At 65.7% G+C, this 19331-nt stretch carries 15 protein-coding genes and 1 pseudogene; 9 read left to right on the top strand and 7 right to left on the bottom strand.

What is annotated here, in order from left to right; translation table 11 throughout:
* A pseudogene (locus L540_RS04385) lies at positions 1-238 on the bottom strand (NADP-dependent malic enzyme); the annotation flags it as partial.
* Between the two features lie 162 nt (positions 239-400).
* Here L540_RS04385 and L540_RS04390 point away from each other — a divergent pair.
* On the top strand, positions 401-1366 hold the full coding sequence (locus L540_RS04390; protein WP_048025866.1) for a LysR substrate-binding domain-containing protein: 966 nt from the start codon (positions 401-403) through the stop codon (positions 1364-1366).
* 12 nt (positions 1367-1378) lie between these two features.
* Here the strand turns inward: L540_RS04390 and L540_RS04395 are convergent, their stop codons facing one another.
* Positions 1379-3511, bottom strand: coding sequence for a prolyl oligopeptidase family serine peptidase (locus L540_RS04395; RefSeq protein WP_048025868.1), 2133 nt, complete (start codon positions 3509-3511; stop codon positions 1379-1381).
* Positions 3512-3525: 14 nt separating this feature from the next.
* Entirely contained in the window at positions 3526-4878 is a 1353-nt protein-coding gene (gene mnmE, locus L540_RS04400; protein WP_043211154.1) for a tRNA uridine-5-carboxymethylaminomethyl(34) synthesis GTPase MnmE, read from the bottom strand.
* Between the two features lie 122 nt (positions 4879-5000).
* Between mnmE and L540_RS04405 the strand changes: the two genes are divergently transcribed.
* The 7 genes from L540_RS04405 to katG all read left to right on the top strand — a co-directional run bounded on the left by L540_RS04405 (position 5001) and on the right by katG (position 14569).
* On the top strand, positions 5001-6581 hold the full coding sequence (locus L540_RS04405) for an ABC transporter substrate-binding protein (protein WP_043210778.1): 1581 nt from the start codon (positions 5001-5003) through the stop codon (positions 6579-6581).
* 12 nt (positions 6582-6593) lie between these two features.
* Positions 6594-7568 (top strand): ABC transporter permease, encoded by a 975-nt coding sequence (locus L540_RS04410; protein ID WP_043210774.1) that lies wholly within the window; start codon positions 6594-6596, stop codon positions 7566-7568.
* Complete coding sequence (locus L540_RS04415) at positions 7565-8470, top strand: ABC transporter permease (RefSeq protein WP_043210772.1); 906 nt, start codon at positions 7565-7567, stop codon at positions 8468-8470. The genes L540_RS04410 and L540_RS04415 overlap by 4 nt, the downstream gene beginning before the upstream one ends.
* An 11-nt stretch (positions 8471-8481) precedes the next feature.
* The gene (locus L540_RS04420) at positions 8482-9453 is read left to right on the top strand and encodes an ABC transporter ATP-binding protein (RefSeq protein WP_043210771.1); all 972 of its coding nucleotides are present in this window, start codon (positions 8482-8484) and stop codon (positions 9451-9453) included.
* On the top strand, positions 9450-10478 hold the full coding sequence (locus L540_RS04425) for an ABC transporter ATP-binding protein (RefSeq protein ID WP_231584738.1): 1029 nt from the start codon (positions 9450-9452) through the stop codon (positions 10476-10478). Before L540_RS04420 ends, L540_RS04425 begins: the two co-directional genes overlap by 4 nt.
* 33 nt (positions 10479-10511) lie before the next feature.
* Positions 10512-11711: a M20 aminoacylase family protein gene (locus tag L540_RS04430; protein ID WP_043210769.1), complete on the top strand. Its 1200-nt coding sequence runs from the start codon at positions 10512-10514 to the stop codon at positions 11709-11711.
* A 602-nt stretch (positions 11712-12313) separates the two neighbouring features.
* Positions 12314-14569 carry a catalase/peroxidase HPI gene (katG, locus tag L540_RS04435; protein ID WP_043210767.1) on the top strand — a complete coding sequence of 752 codons (2256 nt, stop codon included), beginning with the start codon at positions 12314-12316 and terminating at the stop codon, positions 14567-14569.
* Between the two features lie 128 nt (positions 14570-14697).
* Here katG and yidC read toward each other — a convergent pair whose 3' ends face one another.
* The 4 genes from yidC to rpmH form a co-directional block, all read right to left on the bottom strand.
* Positions 14698-16389 carry a membrane protein insertase YidC gene (gene yidC / locus L540_RS04440; protein WP_043210765.1) on the bottom strand — a complete coding sequence of 564 codons (1692 nt, stop codon included), beginning with the start codon at positions 16387-16389 and terminating at the stop codon, positions 14698-14700.
* Positions 16390-16431: 42 nt separating this feature from the next.
* Positions 16432-16713: a membrane protein insertion efficiency factor YidD gene (gene yidD / locus L540_RS21440; RefSeq protein ID WP_082149538.1), complete on the bottom strand. Its 282-nt coding sequence runs from the start codon at positions 16711-16713 to the stop codon at positions 16432-16434.
* Positions 16710-17081: a ribonuclease P protein component gene (locus tag L540_RS04445; RefSeq protein ID WP_043210763.1), complete on the bottom strand. Its 372-nt coding sequence runs from the start codon at positions 17079-17081 to the stop codon at positions 16710-16712. Before L540_RS04445 ends, yidD begins: the two co-directional genes overlap by 4 nt.
* Positions 17082-17202: 121 nt before the next feature.
* Positions 17203-17337, bottom strand: a complete 135-nt coding sequence (rpmH, locus tag L540_RS04450) for a 50S ribosomal protein L34 (protein ID WP_029577875.1) — start codon at positions 17335-17337, stop codon at positions 17203-17205.
* Between the two features lie 542 nt (positions 17338-17879).
* On the opposite strand from rpmH, the gene dnaA reads away from it, so the two are divergent.
* The gene (dnaA, locus tag L540_RS04455) at positions 17880-19331 is read left to right on the top strand and encodes a chromosomal replication initiator protein DnaA (protein WP_043211150.1); all 1452 of its coding nucleotides are present in this window, start codon (positions 17880-17882) and stop codon (positions 19329-19331) included.

The raw sequence follows: 19331 nt of genomic DNA on the forward strand, positions 1-19331 counted from the left end.
CCAGCACGGCGGTGCCGTTGGAGATCACGCCCACCAGGTTGCCGCGCGCGGTGTATCGGAAAGCATTGAGCGGCTCATCGACGATTTCTTCGCAGGCCGCGGCCACGCCCGGCGTGTAGGCCAGGCCGAGGTCGCGCTGGGTGACCAGCGGCTTGGAAGCCGTGATGGCGATCTTTCCCGGGGTGGGAAACTCGTGATAGTCCAGCGCGGCCTGGCGGTCGTTGGGATTCTGGGGCATGTCTTGTCTCGCTTGGTACGTGCCGGCATCGGGGCGATGCTGCTCAGCATTTACGCAAGTCTAAAGACCAGATATAAGGTAGCGATTTGAGCTTTTTATAAGTACATAAGGTTTACCTTATGCTTATTCCATGAAATCTGTATATGTAAACGGGGCCGTATCGTGAGCCTGAGCGCGGCCGAGATCCTGCACCGGCTGGCAAGCCGCCTGAAGATGCGCCATCTGCGTCTCTTGCTGCTGATCCGCCAGCACGGTTCGCTCACCCGGGTGGCCCAGCATATGGCGACCAGCCAGCCGGCCGTCACCAGCGCCCTGGCCGAGATCGAATCCATGTTCGGTGCGCCCTTGTTCACGCGCTCGATGCGCGGCATGGTGCCCACGGCCCTGGGGGAGATTGCGCTGGCGCGCGCCCAGGCCATGTTGCAGGACCTGGACCACCTGGCCCGCGATATGGAAGCGGCCGCCAGCGGCCATGCGGCCCATGTCAATGTGGGGGTCATCCCTTTTGTGTCCGGGCAATTGCTGTCGTCGGCCATTGCGCGCACCCTGCCCGATGGGCGGCGTATCACGGTGACGGTGCACGAGGGCACCAGCGACGTCCTGTTGAGCTTGCTGCAAGAGCATGCCCTGGATGCCGTGATCGCCCGCGCGGCCGCGCCCACCATGCGCGAAAAACTGCAGTTTGAAGTGTTGTACCGCCAAAGGCCCCGCCTGGTGGCCAGCCGGCGCCTGGCGGCGCGGCTGGCGCGCGGCCGCCTGAACTGGGACGATCTGGCCGATCTGGACTGGATACTCGGGACGGCGCAGACGCCCATGCGCGAACAGGTGGCCGCGCTCTTCCTGGCCGAGGGTCTGCCGCCGCCCATGCCGGTCGTGGAAACCAACTCTTCCAAACTCATCGGTGAAATGGTGGCGGCCAGCGAACGCGCGGTCACCGCCCTGCCGGCCGATATCGCCGATGAGCTGGTGCGTATCGCCGGCGTGGCCATTGTCCCCTTCACTTTTGAGTGGGCCTTGCCGCCTATCGCGCTGTTTACCCGCAAGGACGGCCAGGCGCGCGAGGCGGATGGCCTGTTCGCCCAGGCCTTGCGCGACGTCTGCGGCCAGATCTACGGGGCCGCCGGCTAGGGATCTGCCAGCCTATTGCGTGACCGCCCGCCACAGAAAACGGGCTTCGAGCGCTTCGGCGTGGGCGATGCTGCGGGCCTCGACGCCCGCGCCATGGCCGCCGTCGCGCCTTTCCAGATACCAGACCCGGTCGTGGCCCTGCGCCTGCATCCGGGCGGCCATCTTGCGCGCATGACCCGGATGCACGCGGTCATCGGACGACGACGTGGTAAAGAGCACCGCGGGATAGCGCACGCCCGGCTTGACCTGGTGATAAGGCGAATAGGCCAGCAGCCAGGCGCGCGCCCGCGGATCGTCCGGATCGCCGTATTCTTCGATCCAGGTGGCGCCCTGCAGCAGCTTGTGAAAGCGCATCATGTCCAGCACCGGCACGGCGCAGAGCACGGCGGCGAACAGATCCGGGCGCCGCACCATGCAGGCGGCCACCAGCAGGCCGCCATTGCTGGCGCCGCTGATGGCGAGCTGCCGCGCGCTTGTGGCGCCCGTGTCGATGAGGGATTCGGCCACCGCGATGAAATCATCGAAGGCGACCTGGCGATGCTCGCGCAAGGCGGCCTGATGCCAGGCCGGCCCGAATTCTCCGCCGCCGCGCGTGCAGGCGATGGCGTAGAGCCCGCCGCCTTCCAGCCAGGTGACGCCCGCGGTGGCCATATAGGCCGGTTCGTCCAGGGCTTCTTCAAAGCCGCCATAGCCGTAGAGCAGGCAGGGTTGCGGCCGCGCAGATCTGCGTCCGATGAGCCAATACGGTATCTGCACGCCATCGGGCGCGGTGGCATGGCACAGTTGCGCGCTCATGCCTTCGGTGTTGAATTGCGGCGGCAGGCGCGCAAGCAATTGCCAGGCATCGGGACCGGCATCGCTGGCGCGCGCATGGTAGAGCGCCGTGGGTTGCAGAAAGTGGTCCACATGCACGAGCACGGTGTCGTCGCGCAGACTGTCCACGGCCGTCATCGCCACCGCGCTGTCTCCGGGCGTGGCGATGGACTCGGCCTGCCAGCCGCCTTCGGGCCTGGGCCGCAGGCGGCGCAGATGGGTCACGCAATCCTGGCGTTCGGTGAGGATGAGGTAATTGAGCGTGAAATCCAGGTCGGCCAGCACGCGGCGCGGCGCTGGCGTGAACAGCACATCGGCGCGGGTATCGCCCGCCAGGAAGCGCTCGCGCCGCAGGGCCAGCAGGCTGCCGGCCGCGTGCTGGGCGTCGGCCGTCGGCCAGGCCGAGCGCAAATGGATGAACAGCCATTCGCGCCACTCGCTGATTTCGGCGTCGGCCGGAACGTCATAGCGCCGCCATTGTTCCGCGGCCTCGTCCAGCCAAAGCCAGTCCGTGCTCCACATGCTGAGATAACGCACGGCCAGGTGGCGTTTGAGTTCATGGTCGTACCAGGCGTGCACGGAGATATCGCTGCTGGCGCATTCGAGCACGACGGGAGATTCTTCTAGCGGCGTGCCGCGCCGCCAGCGGCGCAGCAGGCGCGGATGGCCGGCATCCGTGAGTTCGGCATCGTCGTCCCAGCCCACATAGACGGTGTCGCGGTCTATCCAATCCATGCTGTGCTGGCCGGGCTCCGTGAGCTGGAAGCCATCCGGCACGAAGCGCCGCGTGGCGACGTCGAACTCCTGGATGATGCAGGCATCCGAACCATCGGGCGAAAGCGAGACCAGGGCGCGCTCGCCATCGGGATAGCGCAGGTCGAAATCGGCCAGCGTCCAGCGCGTGCCGTCCGGGCTGTCGCCGTTGACCGCCAGCGCGTCCACATCCAGCACGGTTTCCCAGCGGGCCTTGCCCGCCAACCAATCCTGCCAGGGCGCGCGCCGCACCAGGCCGAGCGGATGATCGGCGTCGGTCCAGGTGTTGTAGGCCCAATCGCCATGCCGCGAGCAGGTGACGATGCGATCGGGGGAGTCATAGATATCGACCAGGCGCTGGGTCAGGGCCGGGATGGCCGGATCCTGGTCCAGATGGTCGAGGGTCCGCTCGTTTTGCGCGCACACCCATTGCTCGGCCTTGCGGCTGTCCAGTGATTCCAGAAACAGAAAGGGATCTTGGGGAAGGTCGGGGGCGTTCAAGCTGCGCGGTCCTGTGGCGGTTGCGAAGCTGCCATCATAAGGTCTGGCGGCTTGGCCGGCGGCGTGTTGAACCGGCATGGCGCCGGCTCGCCTCACTTGCCTATGCAGAAGCTGGAAAAAATCTCGCCCAGCAAGTCGTCGCTGGTGAAGCGGCCGGTGATGCTGGACAGGCTGTCGTGCGCCAAACGCAGTTCTTCGGCAAAGAGGTCCAGCACGCGGTCATCGTGGCTGGCGTGTTCGGCGGCGATGTCGAGGTGATCGCGGGCGGCCTGCAGGGCGTGCAGGTGGCGTTCGCGCGCCAGCCAGGGCGATTCGGCGCCCGGGTTCCAGCCGGCCAGCTGCAGCAGCCGGGCGCGCAAGGCGTCCAGCCCCTGGCCTTGCTTGGCCGAGATGCCGATCTGGTTGGCGCCCAGCCGGGGCGGCGCGGGCAGGAGGTCGATCTTGTTGAAGACGGCGAGCACGGGGGTGCGGGCCGGCAGCCGAGCGGTGATGTCGGCGTCCAGGGTATCGCCGGGAGCGGTGGCGTCCTGCAGGTGCAGGATGACGTCGGCGCGCTCGATTTCTTTCCAGGTCCGCGCGATGCCTATGCTTTCGACGGTGTCGTCGGTGTCGCGCAGGCCGGCGGTGTCGACGATGTGCAGGGGCACGCCGTCGATATGGATTTCTTGGACGACTTTGTCGCGCGTGGTGCCGGCGATGGGCGTGACGATGGCGATGTCATCGCCCGCCAGAGCGTTGAGCAAGCTGCTCTTGCCGACATTGGGCTGGCCGGCCAGCACGACGTGCAGGCCTTCGCGCAGGATGACGCCCTGGCGCGCCTGCGCGATCAGGACATCGAGGTCGGCGCGCAGGGCCTGCAGGGTCGGGCGCGCCTGGTATTTCTCCAGGAAGTCGATTTCTTCTTCGGGGAAGTCCAGCGTGGCCTCGACCAGCATGCGCAGGTGCACGATGCGGTCGGCCAGCGCCGTGACGCGCTGCGAGAACTCGCCCGACAGCGAGGCCATGGCGCCGCGCGCGGCGGCTTCGGAGGAGGCGTCGATGAGGTCGGCGACGGCCTCGGCCTGGGCCAGGTCCATGCGGTCGTTCAGGAAGGCGCGGCGCGTGAATTCGCCGGGCTCGGCCAGGCGCAGGCCGATGCCGCGGCCGGCCTCCAGGCAGCGCGCCAGGAGGCGCTTGAGCACGGCCGGGCCGCCATGGCCCTGCAGTTCGAGCACGTCTTCGCCGGTATAGGAACTGGGCCCCTGGAAATAGATGGCGATGCCCTCGTCGATGGCCTGGCCATCCGCGTCGGTGAACGGCAGGTAATGGGCATGGCGCGGGGTCAGGTCGCGGCCCAGCAGCGCGCGGACATAGGCCCGCAGGCTGGGCCCGGAGACGCGCACCACGCCGATGCCGCCGCGGCCGGGGGCGGTGGCGATGGCGGCGATGGGAAGGGCATTGCTCATGGCGGACGAAATCAAAACAGCGGAAAGGGGCAATAAGGGAATATAACTGTTGCGCAGCACAATGGTTGCTGGTTATGGTCAGTGCGCGGTATTTGAACTCGAAACATTCTTGGGAGATCCAGATGGCATTTCGGTTTTCGCGCGGACTGAGCTGTGGCGCGGCGGCGCTGTTGCTCGCATTCGGCACTCAGGCCTGGGCCCGCGATCTGGTGATCGCCCTGAAAACAGAGCCGAGCTCGATGGATCCGCAGTATCACGCGCTCACGCCCAATACGCAGATCTCCCAGACCTTGTTCAATTCCCTGGTCGAGACGGACGAGAAACTGCAGCCGAAGCCCGCCCTGGCCGAGTCCTGGACGGTGGACGGCAAGGTCTGGACGTTCAAGCTGCGCCCCAATGTGAAGTTCGCCGACGGCTCGCCCTTTACGGCCGAGGACGTGGTGTTCTCCTATGACCGCATCCCCAAGGTGCCCAACAGCCCGTCGCCGTTCACGCTCTATCTGGGCTCGGTCGCCAAGACCGAGGCGGTGGATCCGATGACGGTGCGCATCACCACCAAGGAGCTGGCGCCCAATCTGCTGGTCAACCTGGCGCAATTGCCCATCATGTCCAAGAAGGCGGCCTCGGGCCCGGCGCCGGAAGGCAAGACGACCACCGAGCTCAACAGCGGCGACGGCCTGGTGGGGACGGGTCCTTATAAATTCGTGTCATGGAAGCGCGGCGCCGAGCTGGTGTTCGCCCGCAATGAAAACTACTGGGGCCCCAAGCCGACCTGGGACAAGGTGATCTACCGTCCCATGACCAATGCCGCGGCCCGTGTGGCGGCCCTGCTGGCCGGCGATGTGGACATGATCGAGGATCCCCCGACCGACGACCTGTCCAAGCTCAAGGCCGACAAGAAGCTCTTCGTCGAGGAAACGCCCTCGGTGCGGGTGGTGTATGTGGCCCTGGACCAGTTCGCCGAACCCAGCCCGGGCGTCAAGGGCACCGACAAAAATCCCATGAAGGACAAGCGCGTGCGTCAGGCGCTGTCGCTGGCGCTGAACCGCGACGCCATCGTCGAGCGCGTGATGGGCGGCGTGGCCCAGCCGGCCGGCAACCTGCTGCCCTACCCCATGTTCGGCGCGTCCAAGGAGCACGCCAAGGCCGCCAAGCCGGATGTGGAGAAAGCCAAGGCCTTGCTGAAAGAAGCCGGCTATCCCAATGGCTTCGAGATCACGCTGGGCGCGCCTTCGGGCCGCTACGTCAATGACGCCAAGGTCGCCCAGGCCATCGCCTCGATGTGGACGCGCATCGGCGTGAAGACCAATGTGGACGCCATGGCGCCGCCCGTGTTCTTCAAGAACCGCGACAGCTATTCCTTCAGCGCCTATCTGGCGGGCTGGTCGGTGACCAGCGGCGAGATGTCCAATGCCTTGACCTCCTTGCTGGTGACGCGCAATCCCGAGGCCGGCCTGGGCACCACCAACCGCGGCCGCTATTCCAACCCGGCGATGGACGCGCTCGTCAAGGAGGCCTCCGGCACCATGGACGATGCCAAGCGCGCCGCCTTGCTGCAGAAGGCCAGCAATCTGGCCATGGACGACTACGCCATGCTGCCAGTGCATTTCGAGCTGTCGGTCTGGGCCATGAAGAATGATGTGCGCTACAAGGGCCGGCCTGACCAGATCACGCTGGCGCAGAACGCGACGTTGAAGAAGTAAGCGGCAGCCCGGATGCTTGCAACCATCATACGCAGGCTGCTGCAAACCATCGTCGTGATGGTGGTGATGTCGGCGGTGGTCTTCGCCGGCATCTACATGGTCGGCGATCCCGTGTCCATGCTGGCCAGCCCGGAAGCCACGGAGGCGCAACGCAGCGCCATCCGTGCCGCCTTGGGGCTGGACCAGCCACTGTGGCGGCAATACCTGATCTTCATGGGCCAGGCCGTGCAGGGCAATTTCGGCAACAGCTTCCTGACCGGCGAGCCGGCCATGCGCCTCATCCTGCAGCGCATGCCGGCCACGATGGAGCTGGCCGTGGTCGCCATGACGCTGTCGGTGCTGATCGGCGTGCCCCTGGGCATCCTGGCCGGGCTGCGGCCGCGCGCGGTGAGTTCCCGGGCCATCATGACGGGGTCGGTGCTGGGCTTTTCGCTGCCCAATTTCTGGGTGGGGCTGATGCTCATCATGGTGTTCGCCGTCAGCCTGGGCTGGCTGCCGGCCAGCGGCCGCGGCGCCACCGTGAGCGTGGCCGGCGTGCCGTTGAGCATCCTGACGCTCAGCGGTTGGGCGGCCATCATCCTGCCGGCGGGCACGATCGCGCTGGCCAAGTGCGCGCTCATCATTCGCGTCACGCGGGCGGCCACGCGCGAAAGCCTGCCGCAGGACTACATCAAGTTCGCGCGCGCCAAGGGCCTGTCGGAAAAACGGGTGCTGGGCGTGCACCTGCTCAAGAACATCCTCATCCCCATCGTGACGGTGGCCGGGCTCGAACTGGGCCAGGTGGTGGCTTTCGCCGTCGTGACCGAAACCGTGTTTTCCTGGCCGGGCATGGGCAAGCTCCTGATCGATTCCATCATCACGCTGGACCGGCCCGTGGTGGTGGCCTATCTGATGCTGATCGTGTTCTTCCTGGTCATGCTCAATCTGGTGGTGGACATCATCTACACCGTGCTCGACCCCCGTGTCCGCCTGGAGGCCCGCCGATGACCAGCACCACGGCCGCGCTGGCCAAACCCATGACGCCGTCGCGGCGCTTCGTGAGCGATTTCTGCGCCAGCAAGCTGGCGGTGCTCGGGCTCGTCCTGCTCATCGTCACGATAGGCGCGGCGGTGTTCGCGCCCTGGATCGCGCCGCAGAATCCCTACGACATCGGCGGCCTGGATATTCTGGATTCCAAGCTGCCTCCGGGCAGCGCCAGCGGCGACGGCGGCATGACGTATTGGCTGGGCACCGATGGCCAGGCGCGCGACATGCTGTCGGCGATTCTCTATGGCATGCGCACCAGTCTGCTGGTGGGCGCGGTATCGGTGGCCGCGGCCTTTGTGATCGGCGCGGCCGTGGGATTGATCGCCGCCTATTTTGGCGGGCGTATCGATGCGCTCTTGATGCGGATCGCCGATATCCAGCTGTCCTTCCCCGCCATCCTGGTGGCCTTGATCCTGTTGGCCATCCTGGGCAAGGGGGTGGACAAGGTGATCATCGCGCTGGTGGTGGTGCAATGGGCGTATTTCGCGCGCGCCGCGCGCGGCGCGGCGCTGGTCGAGCGCGGCAAGGAGTACGTGGAGGCGGCGCGCTGCATGTCGCTGGGCTGGACGCGGGTGCTGTTCCGCCATGTGCTGCCCAACTGCATGCCGCCGCTGATCGTGATCGCCACCATCGACCTGGCGCATGCCATCGCGCTGGAGGCCACGCTGTCTTTCCTGGGTGTCGGCGTGCCGGTCACCGAGCCTTCGCTCGGGATGCTGATCGCCAATGGCTTTGAGTATCTGCTGTCCGGGACGTACTGGATCTCGTTCTTTCCGGGCATCGCGCTGGCCCTGCTCATTATCGCCATCAATCTGGTGGGCGACCATCTGCGCGATGTGCTCAATCCCCGCAACGAAGCATGAGGGCGGACATGATGGACAAGGCGCCCGTGCTCGACGTCAGGAATCTGAAGACGCATTTCTTCACGCGCGCCGGCGTGGTCAAGGCCGTCGACGGCGTGGATCTCTATCTGCGCCAAGGCGAGATCCTGGGCCTGGTGGGCGAGTCCGGTTCGGGCAAGAGCATCACCGGCTTTTCGCTCATGGGCCTGCTCGACGAGCCGGGCCGCATCGTCGAGGGCGCCATTCTGTTTGACGGCGAGGACCTGCGGCAGGCCGACGCGAAGCGCTGGCGGGCCTTGCGCGGCGAAGAAATGGCCATGATCTTCCAGGATCCCATGATGACGCTCAACCCGGTCTTGCGGGTGGACACGCAAATGGTGGAGACGGTGCTGGCGCATCATGACGTCAGCCGCTCGCAGGCCATGGCGCGCGCGCTGGAAGTCCTGACCATGGTGGGCATCCCCTCGCCGCGGGAGCGTTTGCGCGCCTATCCGCATGAGCTGTCGGGCGGCATGCGCCAGCGTGTGGCCATCGCGATCGCCTTGCTGAATTCGCCGCGCGTGATCATCGCCGATGAGCCGACCACGGCGCTGGATGTGACCATACAGGCGCAGATTCTCTACGAAGTCCGGCGCCTGTGCCGCGAGACCGGCACGGCCCTGATCTGGATCACCCATGACCTTGCCGTGGTGGCCGGGCTGGCCGACCGCATCGCCGTCATGTATGCCGGGCGCGTCGTCGAGACGGGCACGAGCAAGGATGTGATCGGCCATGCCCTGCATCCCTATACGCTGGGGCTGATGGCCTCCATTCCGAGCGCGCAGGGGCGCGGCCAGCCCCTGGCGCAGATTCCGGGCATGACGCCGTCGCTGCTCAACCTGCCGGAAGGCTGCGCGTTTCGCCAGCGCTGTCCGCGCGCCAGCGACGCCTGTCTGCGCGAGCCCGAGTCGCGCGAAATCCGGCCCGGGCATTGGGTGCGCTGCTGGCATGCGGGAGAGGCATGATGGATAAGTCTGTGGACAGCCCCCTGCTGTCGCTGCGAGGCCTGGAAATGCGCTTTGAGCGGCGGGTGGACATGGCCGGGCGTATCGCGAATCTGTTTGGCGCCGGCCTGAAAGACCAGGTGGTGCACGCCGTGGCCGGCGTGGACCTCGATGTGCGGGCGGGCGAAGTCATCGGCATCGTGGGCGAGTCCGGCTGTGGAAAATCCACGCTGGGCCGCATGGTGGCGGGGATTCTGTCGCCCTCGGCGGGCCAGATCCAGTATCAGGGCGAGGATGTGGCGAGCCTGGGCGCGCCGGCGCGGCGGCGCTATGAGCTGGCGGTGCAGATGATCTTCCAGGACCCCTATGCCTCGCTCAATCCGCGCATGCGCGTCATCGACATCATAGGCGAGGCGCCAGTGGCGCATGGGCTTATCGCGCGTCGCGAGCGCGATGACTATGTGGCTGGCCTGATGCGCCAGGTCGGGCTGGACCCGGCTTATGCACAGCGTTATCCCCATCAGTTCTCGGGCGGGCAGCGCCAGCGCATCGGCATCGCGCGGGCGTTGGCGCTCAAACCCACCGTGATCGTGTGCGACGAGGCCGTGGCGGCCCTGGATGTTTCCATCCAGGCCCAGGTCATCAATCTGTTCGGCCAGCTGCGCCGCGATCTGGGCTTGACCTATCTGTTCATCAGCCACAATCTTGGCGTGGTGTCCTATATCTCGGACCGCGTCGCCATCATGTACTTGGGGCGCGTCGTCGAGCTGGCCGACACCGACGCCATTTTCGGCCAGGCCAACCATCCCTATACCCAGGCCTTGCTGCGCGAGCTGCCTACCCTGGATACCGAGCGGCGCGAGTACCGGCCCATCCAGGGCGAGCTGCCCTCGCCCTTGGCGCCGCCGGCCGGCTGCGCGTTTCATCCACGCTGTCCGCGCGCCATGCCGCGCTGCGGCGAGCAACGGCCTGTGTTGCGCGAAATCGCCCCGCGGCACTGGAGCGCCTGCCACCTCAACGACGAGGCCGGCGGCGGCGCGTGCTAAAAGAAAACCGTTCTCTCCACCCCGGCAACCATCATGAAGACCCTAGACGAAATCCAACGCGCGCACGGTGAGCTGACCGCCTTGCGGCGCGACATCCATGCGCATCCGGAGCTGGCCTTCCAGGAGACCCGCACCGCCAACCTGGTGGCCGAGCGCCTGCGCGCGCTGGGACTGGAAGTCCACACCGGCCTGGGGAAAACCGGTGTGGTGGGCGTATTGCGCGCCGGCAGCGGCAAGAAATCGGTGGGATTGCGCGCCGACATGGACGCCCTGCCCATGCCCGAGCACAACCGTTTCGAGCATAAGTCCACCATCCCGGGGCGCATGCATGGCTGCGGCCATGACGGCCACACCGCCATCCTGCTTGGCGCGGCCCAATACCTGGCCGCGCATCCGGATTTCGACGGCACGGTGAATTTCATCTTCCAGCCCGCCGAAGAAGGCGGCAATGCCGGCGCGCGCGCCATGATGGAAGACGGTCTGTTCGAGCGTTTTCCCTGTGATGCGATCTTCGGCCTGCACAATATGCCGGGCATGCCGGTCAACCAGTTCGGCTTCCGGGCCGGCCCGACCATGGCCTCGAGCAATCGCTGGGACATCGTTATCAAGGGCCTGGGCGGCCATGCGGCCCAGCCGCATGCGGCGGTCGATCCCATCGTGATCGCGGCGGAAATGGTGCAGGCCTTGCAGACCGTGGTCTCGCGCAGCCGCAATCCCCTGGATCCGGCGGTGCTGTCCATCACCCAGATCCACGCGGGCGACGCCTATAACGTCATCCCGGGCGAAGCCGTGCTGCGCGGCACGGTGCGCACCTATACGGTGGAGGCGTTGGACAAGATCGAGGCCGATATGCGCCGCATCGCCACCACGCTGCCCCAGGTCTATGGCGGCAGCGGCGAGCTGGACTTCGTGCGGGCCTACCCGCCCCTGGTCAACTGGGAAAAAGAAACCGCCTTCGCCATCCAGGTGGCCGAGGAGGCCTTCGGCCGCGAAAACATCAATCCCCAGGTGCCGCAATTCATGGGCGCGGAGGATTTTTCTTTCTTCCTGGAAAAAGTGCCGGGCTGCTATCTCTTCCTGGGCAACGGCGATGGCGACCACCGCCTGCAGAGCTATCACGGCATGGGGCCTTGCCAGCTGCACAACCCCAACTATGACTTCAATGACGCCCTGCTGCCGGTGGGCGCCAGCTATTGGGTCAAGCTGGTGCAGGCTTTTCTGCCCAAGGCCTAGGGTTCTGCACAGGCTGTGCACAGCTTATCCACTGGATGCTCACATTTTGCGCACATGCTTGTTCCCAAGGTTATCAACAGCCCTTCTCCCTGGGGAAACCGGCGCGGTCCCTGGGGGATAACCACAAGCTGTGGATAAACAAGTGAGCAGATCGCGGGCGGCGCCAGCTGGCGGCCGGCCATATGACTGCCAGGATTGAACAAAGGCGGATTAATTCGTTGGCCGGCGGGCCCGGGGTTTCCATAATCGGTCCATGGCCTCCCGCTGGGGGCCGATCTCAGGAAGCATCCCGATGCCGACCCGTCTGGCCGATTACCTCGCCGGCGCCGCCCTGGCGCTGTTCATTGCCCTGCTGGCCCTGGCCTCGCCCACGCCGGCCCAGGCCGCCACGGCCATCGTGCAGGCGCGCTGATCCGGCCGCTTTGCGCCGGTTTCCCGGCGTCTCCATGCCCTCATAGCCCCCTACTATTGCGCGGATTGCAGCAATCAAACCTGCGGGCCCACCCCTTCACGTATAGTCAGCCGCATGCAAGCGCTTGATGGCATCGCGCGAGGCTTGGTCGCACCGCGCGGCGGCTTGCACGTCGTCAAGGAGAGAGAGCATGTCAAATGAGGCAAAGTGTCCTTTCAACCATAGCGCCGGCAGCGGCACGACCAATCAAGACTGGTGGCCGAAACGCCTGCGCCTGGAATTGCTCAGCCAGCATTCCGAAAAATCCAATCCCCTGGACCCGGCCTTTGATTATGCCCAGGCCTTCAAGAGCCTCGATCTGGCGGCGCTGAAGAAAGACCTCGCCGCCCTGATGACGGACTCGCAGGATTGGTGGCCGGCCGACTTCGGCCATTACGGCCCGTTGTTCATCCGCATGGCCTGGCACAGCGCCGGCACCTATCGTATCGGCGATGGCCGTGGGGGGGCCGGCCGTGGCCAGCAACGCTTTGCGCCCTTGAACAGCTGGCCCGACAACGTCAGCCTGGACAAGGCGCGCCGCCTGTTGTGGCCCATCAAGCAAAAGTACGGCAACAAGATTTCCTGGGCCGACCTGCTGATCCTGGCCGGCAACGTCGCGCTGGAGAGCATGGGCTTCAAGACCTTCGGTTTCGCCGGCGGCCGCGAAGATACCTGGGAGCCGGATCAGGACGTCTATTGGGGCAATGAGCGGACCTGGCTGGGCGGCGACCTGCGCTATGGCAAGCAGGCCGGCGGCAAGGACGAAGGCACGGTCGTGGCCGACGAGCAGCTGCATGGCAAGGAAAGCGGCCGCAAGGATGGGGGCCGCAACCTGGAGAACCCGCTGGCCGCCGTGCAGATGGGCCTGATCTACGTCAATCCGGAAGGTCCGGATGGCCATCCGGATCCGCTGGCCTCGGCGCAGGACATTCGCGACACCTTTGGCCGCATGGCCATGAATGACGAGGAGACCGTCGCGCTGATCGCAGGCGGCCATACCTTCGGCAAGACGCATGGCGCCGGTCCTGCCGACCATGTGGGGCCCGAACCCGAGGCCGCCGAACTGGAGAACCAGGGCCTGGGCTGGAAGAGCAGTTTCCGCAGCGGCAAGGGCGGCGATACCATCACCAGCGGCCTGGAAGTCACCTGGACCTCCACGCCGACCCGGTGGAGCAATAACTTTTTCTGGAATCTCTTCGGCTACGAGTGGGAGCTGACCAAGAGCCCGGCCGGCGCCCACCAATGGATACCCAAGCACGGCGCCGGCGCCGGTTCCATCCCCGACGCGCACGACCCGGCCAAGCGCCACGCGCCGGCCATGCTCACGTCGGATATCGCGCTGCGTGTGGATCCCGTCTACGAAAAGATCGCCCGCCGTTTCTACGAGAATCCCGACGCATTCGCCGACGCCTTCGCCCGCGCCTGGTTCAAGCTGACCCATCGCGACATGGGGCCGCGCGCGCGCTACCTGGGTCCGGAAGTCCCGGCCGAGGCGCTGATCTGGCAAGACCCCATCCCCGAAGCCGATCATCCCTTGGTCGATGACAAGGATGTGGCCGCGCTCAAGCAGGCCCTGCTGGCGTCGGGCCTGACGGTGGCCGAACTGGTATCCACCGCCTGGGCTTCGGCATCGACTTTCCGTGGTTCCGACAAGCGCGGCGGCGCCAATGGGGCGCGCATCCGGCTGGCGCCGCAGAAAGACTGGGCCGCCAACCAGCCCGAGCAATTGGCCAAGGTCTTGAAGACGCTGGAAGGCATCCAGGCCGACTTCAACGGCAAGGGCGGCAAGCAGATCTCGCTGGCCGACCTTATCGTGCTGGGCGGCTGTGCCGGTATCGAACAGGCGGCCGCGAAGGCGGGCTACACGCTCACCGTGCCGTTCACGCCAGGCCGCATGGACGCTTCCCAGGAACAGACCGATGTCGAGTCCTTTGCCCCGCTGGAACCGCTGCACGACGGTTTTCGCAATTTCCTGAAGGGGCGCTATGCGATTCCGGCCGAGCATTTGCTCATCGACCGCGCCCAGCTGCTGACGCTGACCGCGCCCGAGATGACGGTGCTGATCGGCGGCCTGCGGGTGCTCGATGTGCGCAGCGGCAAGGACAAGCACGGCGTGTTCACCGACCGTCCGGGCGTCTTGAGCAACGATTTCTTCCGCAACCTGCTGGACATGGGCACGGAGTGGAAGCCGCAGTCGCCGGCGCGTGAAGCCTTCGATGGCCATGACCGCAAGACAGGCAAGATCAAATGGACGGCCAGCCGCGTCGACCTGGTGTTTGGCGCGAACTCGCAGCTGCGCGCGCTGGCCGAGGTCTATGCCAGCGACGACGCGGGCGAGAAGTTCGTGCATGACTTCGTGGCCGCCTGGAACAAGGTGATGAATCTTGACCGCTTCGACCTGAAGTAAGCGCCAAACGGCGGCATCGGCCCCCGGCCGGCCTGCGGGCCGCCGGGGGTTTTTTCATGCGCCTTCGGAACACCCAAAAAAATGCCGCGCACCAGGCGCGGCATTTTGTCAGGAGCGTGGCCGGGGGATCAGCCGCGCTTGGCGGATTCCGCCTGGCGCGCGATGCTGCGCGTGATGCTCCATTGCTGCAGGATGGACAGCGTGTTGTTGACGCACCAGTACAGCACCAGGCCGGCCGGGAAGAAGAACATCATCCCGCCGAAGACCAGCGGCATGACCATCATCACCTTGGCCTGCACGGGGTCCGGCGGCGTGGGGTTCAGCTTGATCTGCAGGAACATGGTGGCCATCATCACGGCCGGCAGGATGAAGAAGGGATCGCGCACCGACAGGTCGTGGATCCAGAGGATCCAGGGCGCGCCGCGCATCTCGACGCTGGCCAGCAGCACCCAGTACAGCGCGATGAAGACCGGGATCTGCACCACCATGGGCAGGCAGCCGCCCAGCGGGTTGATCTTCTCGGTGCGGTACATCTCCATCATGGCCTGGTTGAGCTTCTGGCGGTCGTCGCCGAACTTCTCTTTCAGGGCCTGCAGGCGCGGGGCGACCTGCTTCATGCGGGCCATCGACCGATAGCTGGCCGAGGCCAGGGGGTAGAACAGCGCCTTGATGATGACGGTCAGGGCGACGATGGTCCAGCCCCAGTTGCCCAGCAGGCTGTGCAGCCAGGTCATCAGGGTGAACAGCGGCTTGGCGATGATGGTCAGCCAGCCATAGTCGACGACCAGTTCCAGGCCGGGGGCGACGGCCGACATGGCCTTCTGGTCCTGCGGACCGACCCACAGCTGCGCCTCGGAGGACACGCTGCCGCCCGGCGCCACCTGGCCCAGGGCCTCGATGGAGCGCACGGCGTACAGATTGGGTTGCAGCTGCAGCAGTTCGTTGGCGCGCGGCTTGCCTTGCTGCGGCACCCAGGCCGTGGCGAAATAGTGCTGGACGATGCCGATCCAGCCGTTGTCGGCCTGCTTGATGTAGTTGGCCTTGTTCTTGCCGATATCGCCGAAGGTGATCTTCTGGAACTTGTCCTGCTCGGAGTAGACCGCCACGCCGGTGAAGGTGTGGTAGAAGCTGGACGTGCCGGCCGGATCGTTGCCGTCGCGTTCGAGCTGCAGGTAGACCGAGGGGCTTTGCGGGCTGGCGCCGACGTTGGTGACGTCATGGCGCACGTGGATGTCGTAGCTGCCCCGGTCCAGGGTGTAGGTCTTGACCACGCGCAGGCCGCCGGATTCGGCTTCGAAGCGCACGTCCAGTTTGTCGCCCGAGAGTTCGCGCTCGGTCGTGGTGACGGCGAAAGGCGTCAGGTGGGTGGGGAAGTTCTGGCCCGAGCCGATCACCCCGGTCTGCGCGGTGTAGGTCAGGTCGCGGGAGTGGTCCAGCAGCACCATGGGCTTGTCGCTGTCGGCGCTGGCGGGATACTTGAGCAGTTCGGCGCGGATGAGCTGGGCACCGGTGGTGCTGAAGGTCAGGCGCAGGACGTCGGTCGTGATGACGACTTCCTGGGCCTGGGCGGGCGCCGCGGCAGCGCTGCCGGGCACCGAGCCAGGCGCGCCGGCCGCCGCGGGGGCGCTGGGCACCGACGGCGTGGCCGCGGCATTGGGCGCGGCGTTGGCCGTATTGGCATTGGCTTGCGCGTTCTGCTCGGCGCTGGCCGGGGGCGCGCCAAACAAGGACGGCTTGCCGTTATGGATCTGCCAGTTGTTCCACAGGAGCAACAGCGAGAAGGAAAAAATCATCCAGAGGACAGTTCGTCGAATATCCATGGTGCCTGAGGAAGAGAGAGCGGAACAGCAAAGCCCGCCAGTTTAACTGCAATCGTGTCCGGTACGGGGGTGGCTGCCTGAGCAGCCGCCGCCCCGGTTTTTTTGAGCCTGGTCCGGAACGGGATCCAGCCCGCCTGGCGACCAGGGATGGCAGCGGCCGATGCGGCGCGCCGCCAACCATAGACCGCGAACCGCGCCGTGGCGTTCAATCGCCTCGATCGCATAGGCCGAGCAGGTGGGCGTGAAACGGCATTGCCGGCCGATCCAGGGGCTCAGGAAAAACCGGTAGAACCGGATGGGTGCGATGAGCAAGGCCTTGATCATCGCGCGATACGTCCGAAGTGAGCGTCCGCTTCGGTGCGCGCGGCGCGCTTGAGCGCGGTCAGGGACAGCGGCCCCACCTTGCTGTGCAGGCGCACCACATAGTCTTGCGCCGGCAAGGCCAGGCGCCGGTGGCGGAAAGCCTCGCGCAGCGCGCGCTTGATGGCGTTGCGGGTGGTCGCCAGCGCGGCATGGCGCTTGGCGATGACCAGGCCCAGACGTGCGCAGGCGGCCTGCCCGTCGGCTGGCGTAGCGGGAGCGGCGCTCACAATGAACATCGCCCCTCGGGCCAACCGCCGGCCTTTCAAGGCGGCGGCAAACTCGGAGGGGCGATGCAAGCGCGCCTCCGCGGGAAGCGTGGCGCGCGACATGGCTGACTGAATCGAAGCGTCGTCTGATTGCCGGGGAGCGACAGGCTTGAGGCTGGGCGCTATGCCGTGGCCAGGGGCTTGTTGCGATCCGGGCAATGGGGCGGGCTGCGATGCGTCGGGCTTAGACGGCCAGACGCTTGCGGCCCTTGGCGCGACGGGCGTTCAGGACGGCGCGACCGGCGCGAGTCTTCATGCGCACGCGAAAGCCGTGGGTGCGCTTGCGGCGGGTGACGGAAGGTTGGTAGGTGCGTTTCATGGACGATCCACAAAAAGAACAAAGTCAGTAGGAAGCTGCCTGGAGGTTCCTGGTTGCAATGACCCGGGCGGGTATCCCGGCGCCGGCACGAGGGCTGGCCATGGGACGGGGCTCGAGGCTGGGAACATTACACGGCGCGCGCCGAACCGGTCAAACCAGGGTGTTGGTGCAAAAGGGGCCGAAGCAAAATCCGGTTGGATTCCGAACGGAACCCCTGGGTGCGTACAACAATGGGTGACAGTTCTGCGGCACCCCCGCGGCGGCAATCAATCGGGCGGGCATGGGTAATGCCTGCCGACCCATTCACCAATTTGGGGCGTAACGCTTGCGGCGTAAGCCCCTGAGATACTGGGGTTTTCGCCGCTTCCCGTGCAGTTCCAACGGAACCTTCTGACAGGCAGAATTCGGAAAAGCCCACCATTTCATCAAGTTTTCCCAGTCTTGTCAATCAGTTAGGTCGCAGGGTGTACGCTTGGGCCCCCCGGGGGCTGTGGATAACTCATGCCCAAAAGCGGTAGAATCGAGGTTTGAACAAGAGCGACATGAAAGAATTCTGGCAGACCTGCGTCAGTCGTCTTGAGCAGGAACTCCCCCCCCAACAAATCAGCGCGTGGATACGGCCGCTGGTCCCGCTTGCCTATGACGAAGCGCAGGCGGTGTTGCGCGTGGCTGCCCCCAATCGCTTCAAGCTGGATTGGGTGCGCAAGAACTTTTCGCATCAGATTGAGGCGCTGGCCACCGAGTGGTACCAGCGCCCTGTGCAGGTGCAGTTCGAATTGCCCAGCCACGGCGCAACGCCACGCATGTCCATGACGCCGCGCGCGTCGGCTCAACCGGTGCCGCAGGCCGCCGCGCCCCTGGCCGCGCCTGCCGCGCCCGCGGCCCCTGCCGCGCGGGTGGAGGCGCCGCCGCCGCCGGCGCCGGCGGTGCAGATATCAGCGGCCGCCGATGCGGCCAATATCGTGTACGAGCGCTCGCGCCTGAACACCGACCTGACGTTCGAGAATTTCGTCACCGGTAAGGCCAACCAGCTGGCGCGCGCCGCGGCGCTGCAGGTGGCCGAGAACCCGGGCACCTCGTACAACCCGCTATTCCTGTATGGGGGCGTGGGCCTGGGCAAGACCCACCTCATCCATGCCATCGGCAACGCCATGGTGGCCGCCGGGACGGGCGTGCGGGTGCGCTATGTGCACGCCGACCAATATGTCTCCGATGTGGTCAAGGCCTATCAGCGCAAGGCCTTCGATGACTTCAAGCGTTACTACCATTCGCTCGATCTGCTGCTGATCGACGATATCCAGTTCTTTTCGGGCAAGAACCGCACCCAGGAAGAGTTCTTTTACGCCTTCGAGGCGATGGTGGCGCAGCGCAAGCAGATCATCATCACCAGCGACACGTATCCGAAGGAGCTCTCGGGCATCGACAGCCGCCTGATCTCGCGCTTTGATTCGGGGCTGACGGTGGCCATCGAGCCGCCCGAGCTGGAGATGCGCGTGGCCATTTTGCTGCGCAAGGCGGAGTCCGAGGGCGTGCCCATGCCCGAGGAAGTGGCTTTCTTCATCGCCAAGCATCTGCGCAGCAATGTGCGCGAACTCGAAGGCGCCCTGCGCAAGGTGCTGGCCTATGCGCGCTTTCATGGCCGCGAGGCGCTCAACGTCGATGTCTGCAAGGAGGCGCTCAAGGATCTGCTGTCCGTCTCCAACGGGCAGATCACCGTCGAGAACATCCAGAAGACGGTCGCGGATTTCTACAAAATCAAAGTGGCCGACATGTATTCGAAACGCCGGCCCGCGAATATTGCCCTTCCGCGCCAGGTCGCCATGTATCTGGCCAAGGAGTTGACACAGAAAAGCCTGCCTGAAATCGGTGATCTGTTCGGGGGCCGCGATCACACGACGGTGTTGCACGCGGTGCGCAAGATTTCCGATGCCCGCGCCAAGCAGGCCGAGCTTAACCATACCCTGCACGTGTTGGAACAAACTCTAAAAGGATGA

The organism is Bordetella pseudohinzii (assembly GCF_000657795.2).
Classification (GTDB): Bacteria; Pseudomonadota; Gammaproteobacteria; order Burkholderiales; family Burkholderiaceae_B; genus Bordetella; species Bordetella pseudohinzii.

What these genes read in the sequence shown, in the direction of transcription:
- L540_RS04425 (WP_231584738.1), top strand. Translation starts at nt 9,450, where the DNA reads ATGATGGATAAGTCTGTGGACAGCCCCCTGCTGTCGCTGCGAGGCCTG.
- yidC (WP_043210765.1), bottom strand. Translation starts at nt 16,389, where the DNA reads ATGGATATTCGACGAACTGTCCTCTGGATGATTTTTTCCTTCTCGCTG.
- mnmE (WP_043211154.1), bottom strand. Translation starts at nt 4,878, where the DNA reads ATGAGCAATGCCCTTCCCATCGCCGCCATCGCCACCGCCCCCGGCCGC.
- dnaA (WP_043211150.1), top strand. Translation starts at nt 17,880, where the DNA reads ATGAAAGAATTCTGGCAGACCTGCGTCAGTCGTCTTGAGCAGGAACTC.
- L540_RS04430 (WP_043210769.1), top strand. Translation starts at nt 10,512, where the DNA reads ATGAAGACCCTAGACGAAATCCAACGCGCGCACGGTGAGCTGACCGCC.
- L540_RS04420 (WP_043210771.1), top strand. Translation starts at nt 8,482, where the DNA reads ATGGACAAGGCGCCCGTGCTCGACGTCAGGAATCTGAAGACGCATTTC.
- L540_RS04395 (WP_048025868.1), bottom strand. Translation starts at nt 3,511, where the DNA reads ATGCCGGTTCAACACGCCGCCGGCCAAGCCGCCAGACCTTATGATGGC.
- yidD (WP_082149538.1), bottom strand. Translation starts at nt 16,713, where the DNA reads ATGATCAAGGCCTTGCTCATCGCACCCATCCGGTTCTACCGGTTTTTC.
- L540_RS04415 (WP_043210772.1), top strand. Translation starts at nt 7,565, where the DNA reads ATGACCAGCACCACGGCCGCGCTGGCCAAACCCATGACGCCGTCGCGG.
- rpmH (WP_029577875.1), bottom strand. Translation starts at nt 17,337, where the DNA reads ATGAAACGCACCTACCAACCTTCCGTCACCCGCCGCAAGCGCACCCAC.
- L540_RS04405 (WP_043210778.1), top strand. Translation starts at nt 5,001, where the DNA reads ATGGCATTTCGGTTTTCGCGCGGACTGAGCTGTGGCGCGGCGGCGCTG.
- L540_RS04410 (WP_043210774.1), top strand. Translation starts at nt 6,594, where the DNA reads ATGCTTGCAACCATCATACGCAGGCTGCTGCAAACCATCGTCGTGATG.
- katG (WP_043210767.1), top strand. Translation starts at nt 12,314, where the DNA reads ATGTCAAATGAGGCAAAGTGTCCTTTCAACCATAGCGCCGGCAGCGGC.
- L540_RS04445 (WP_043210763.1), bottom strand. Translation starts at nt 17,081, where the DNA reads ATGTCGCGCGCCACGCTTCCCGCGGAGGCGCGCTTGCATCGCCCCTCC.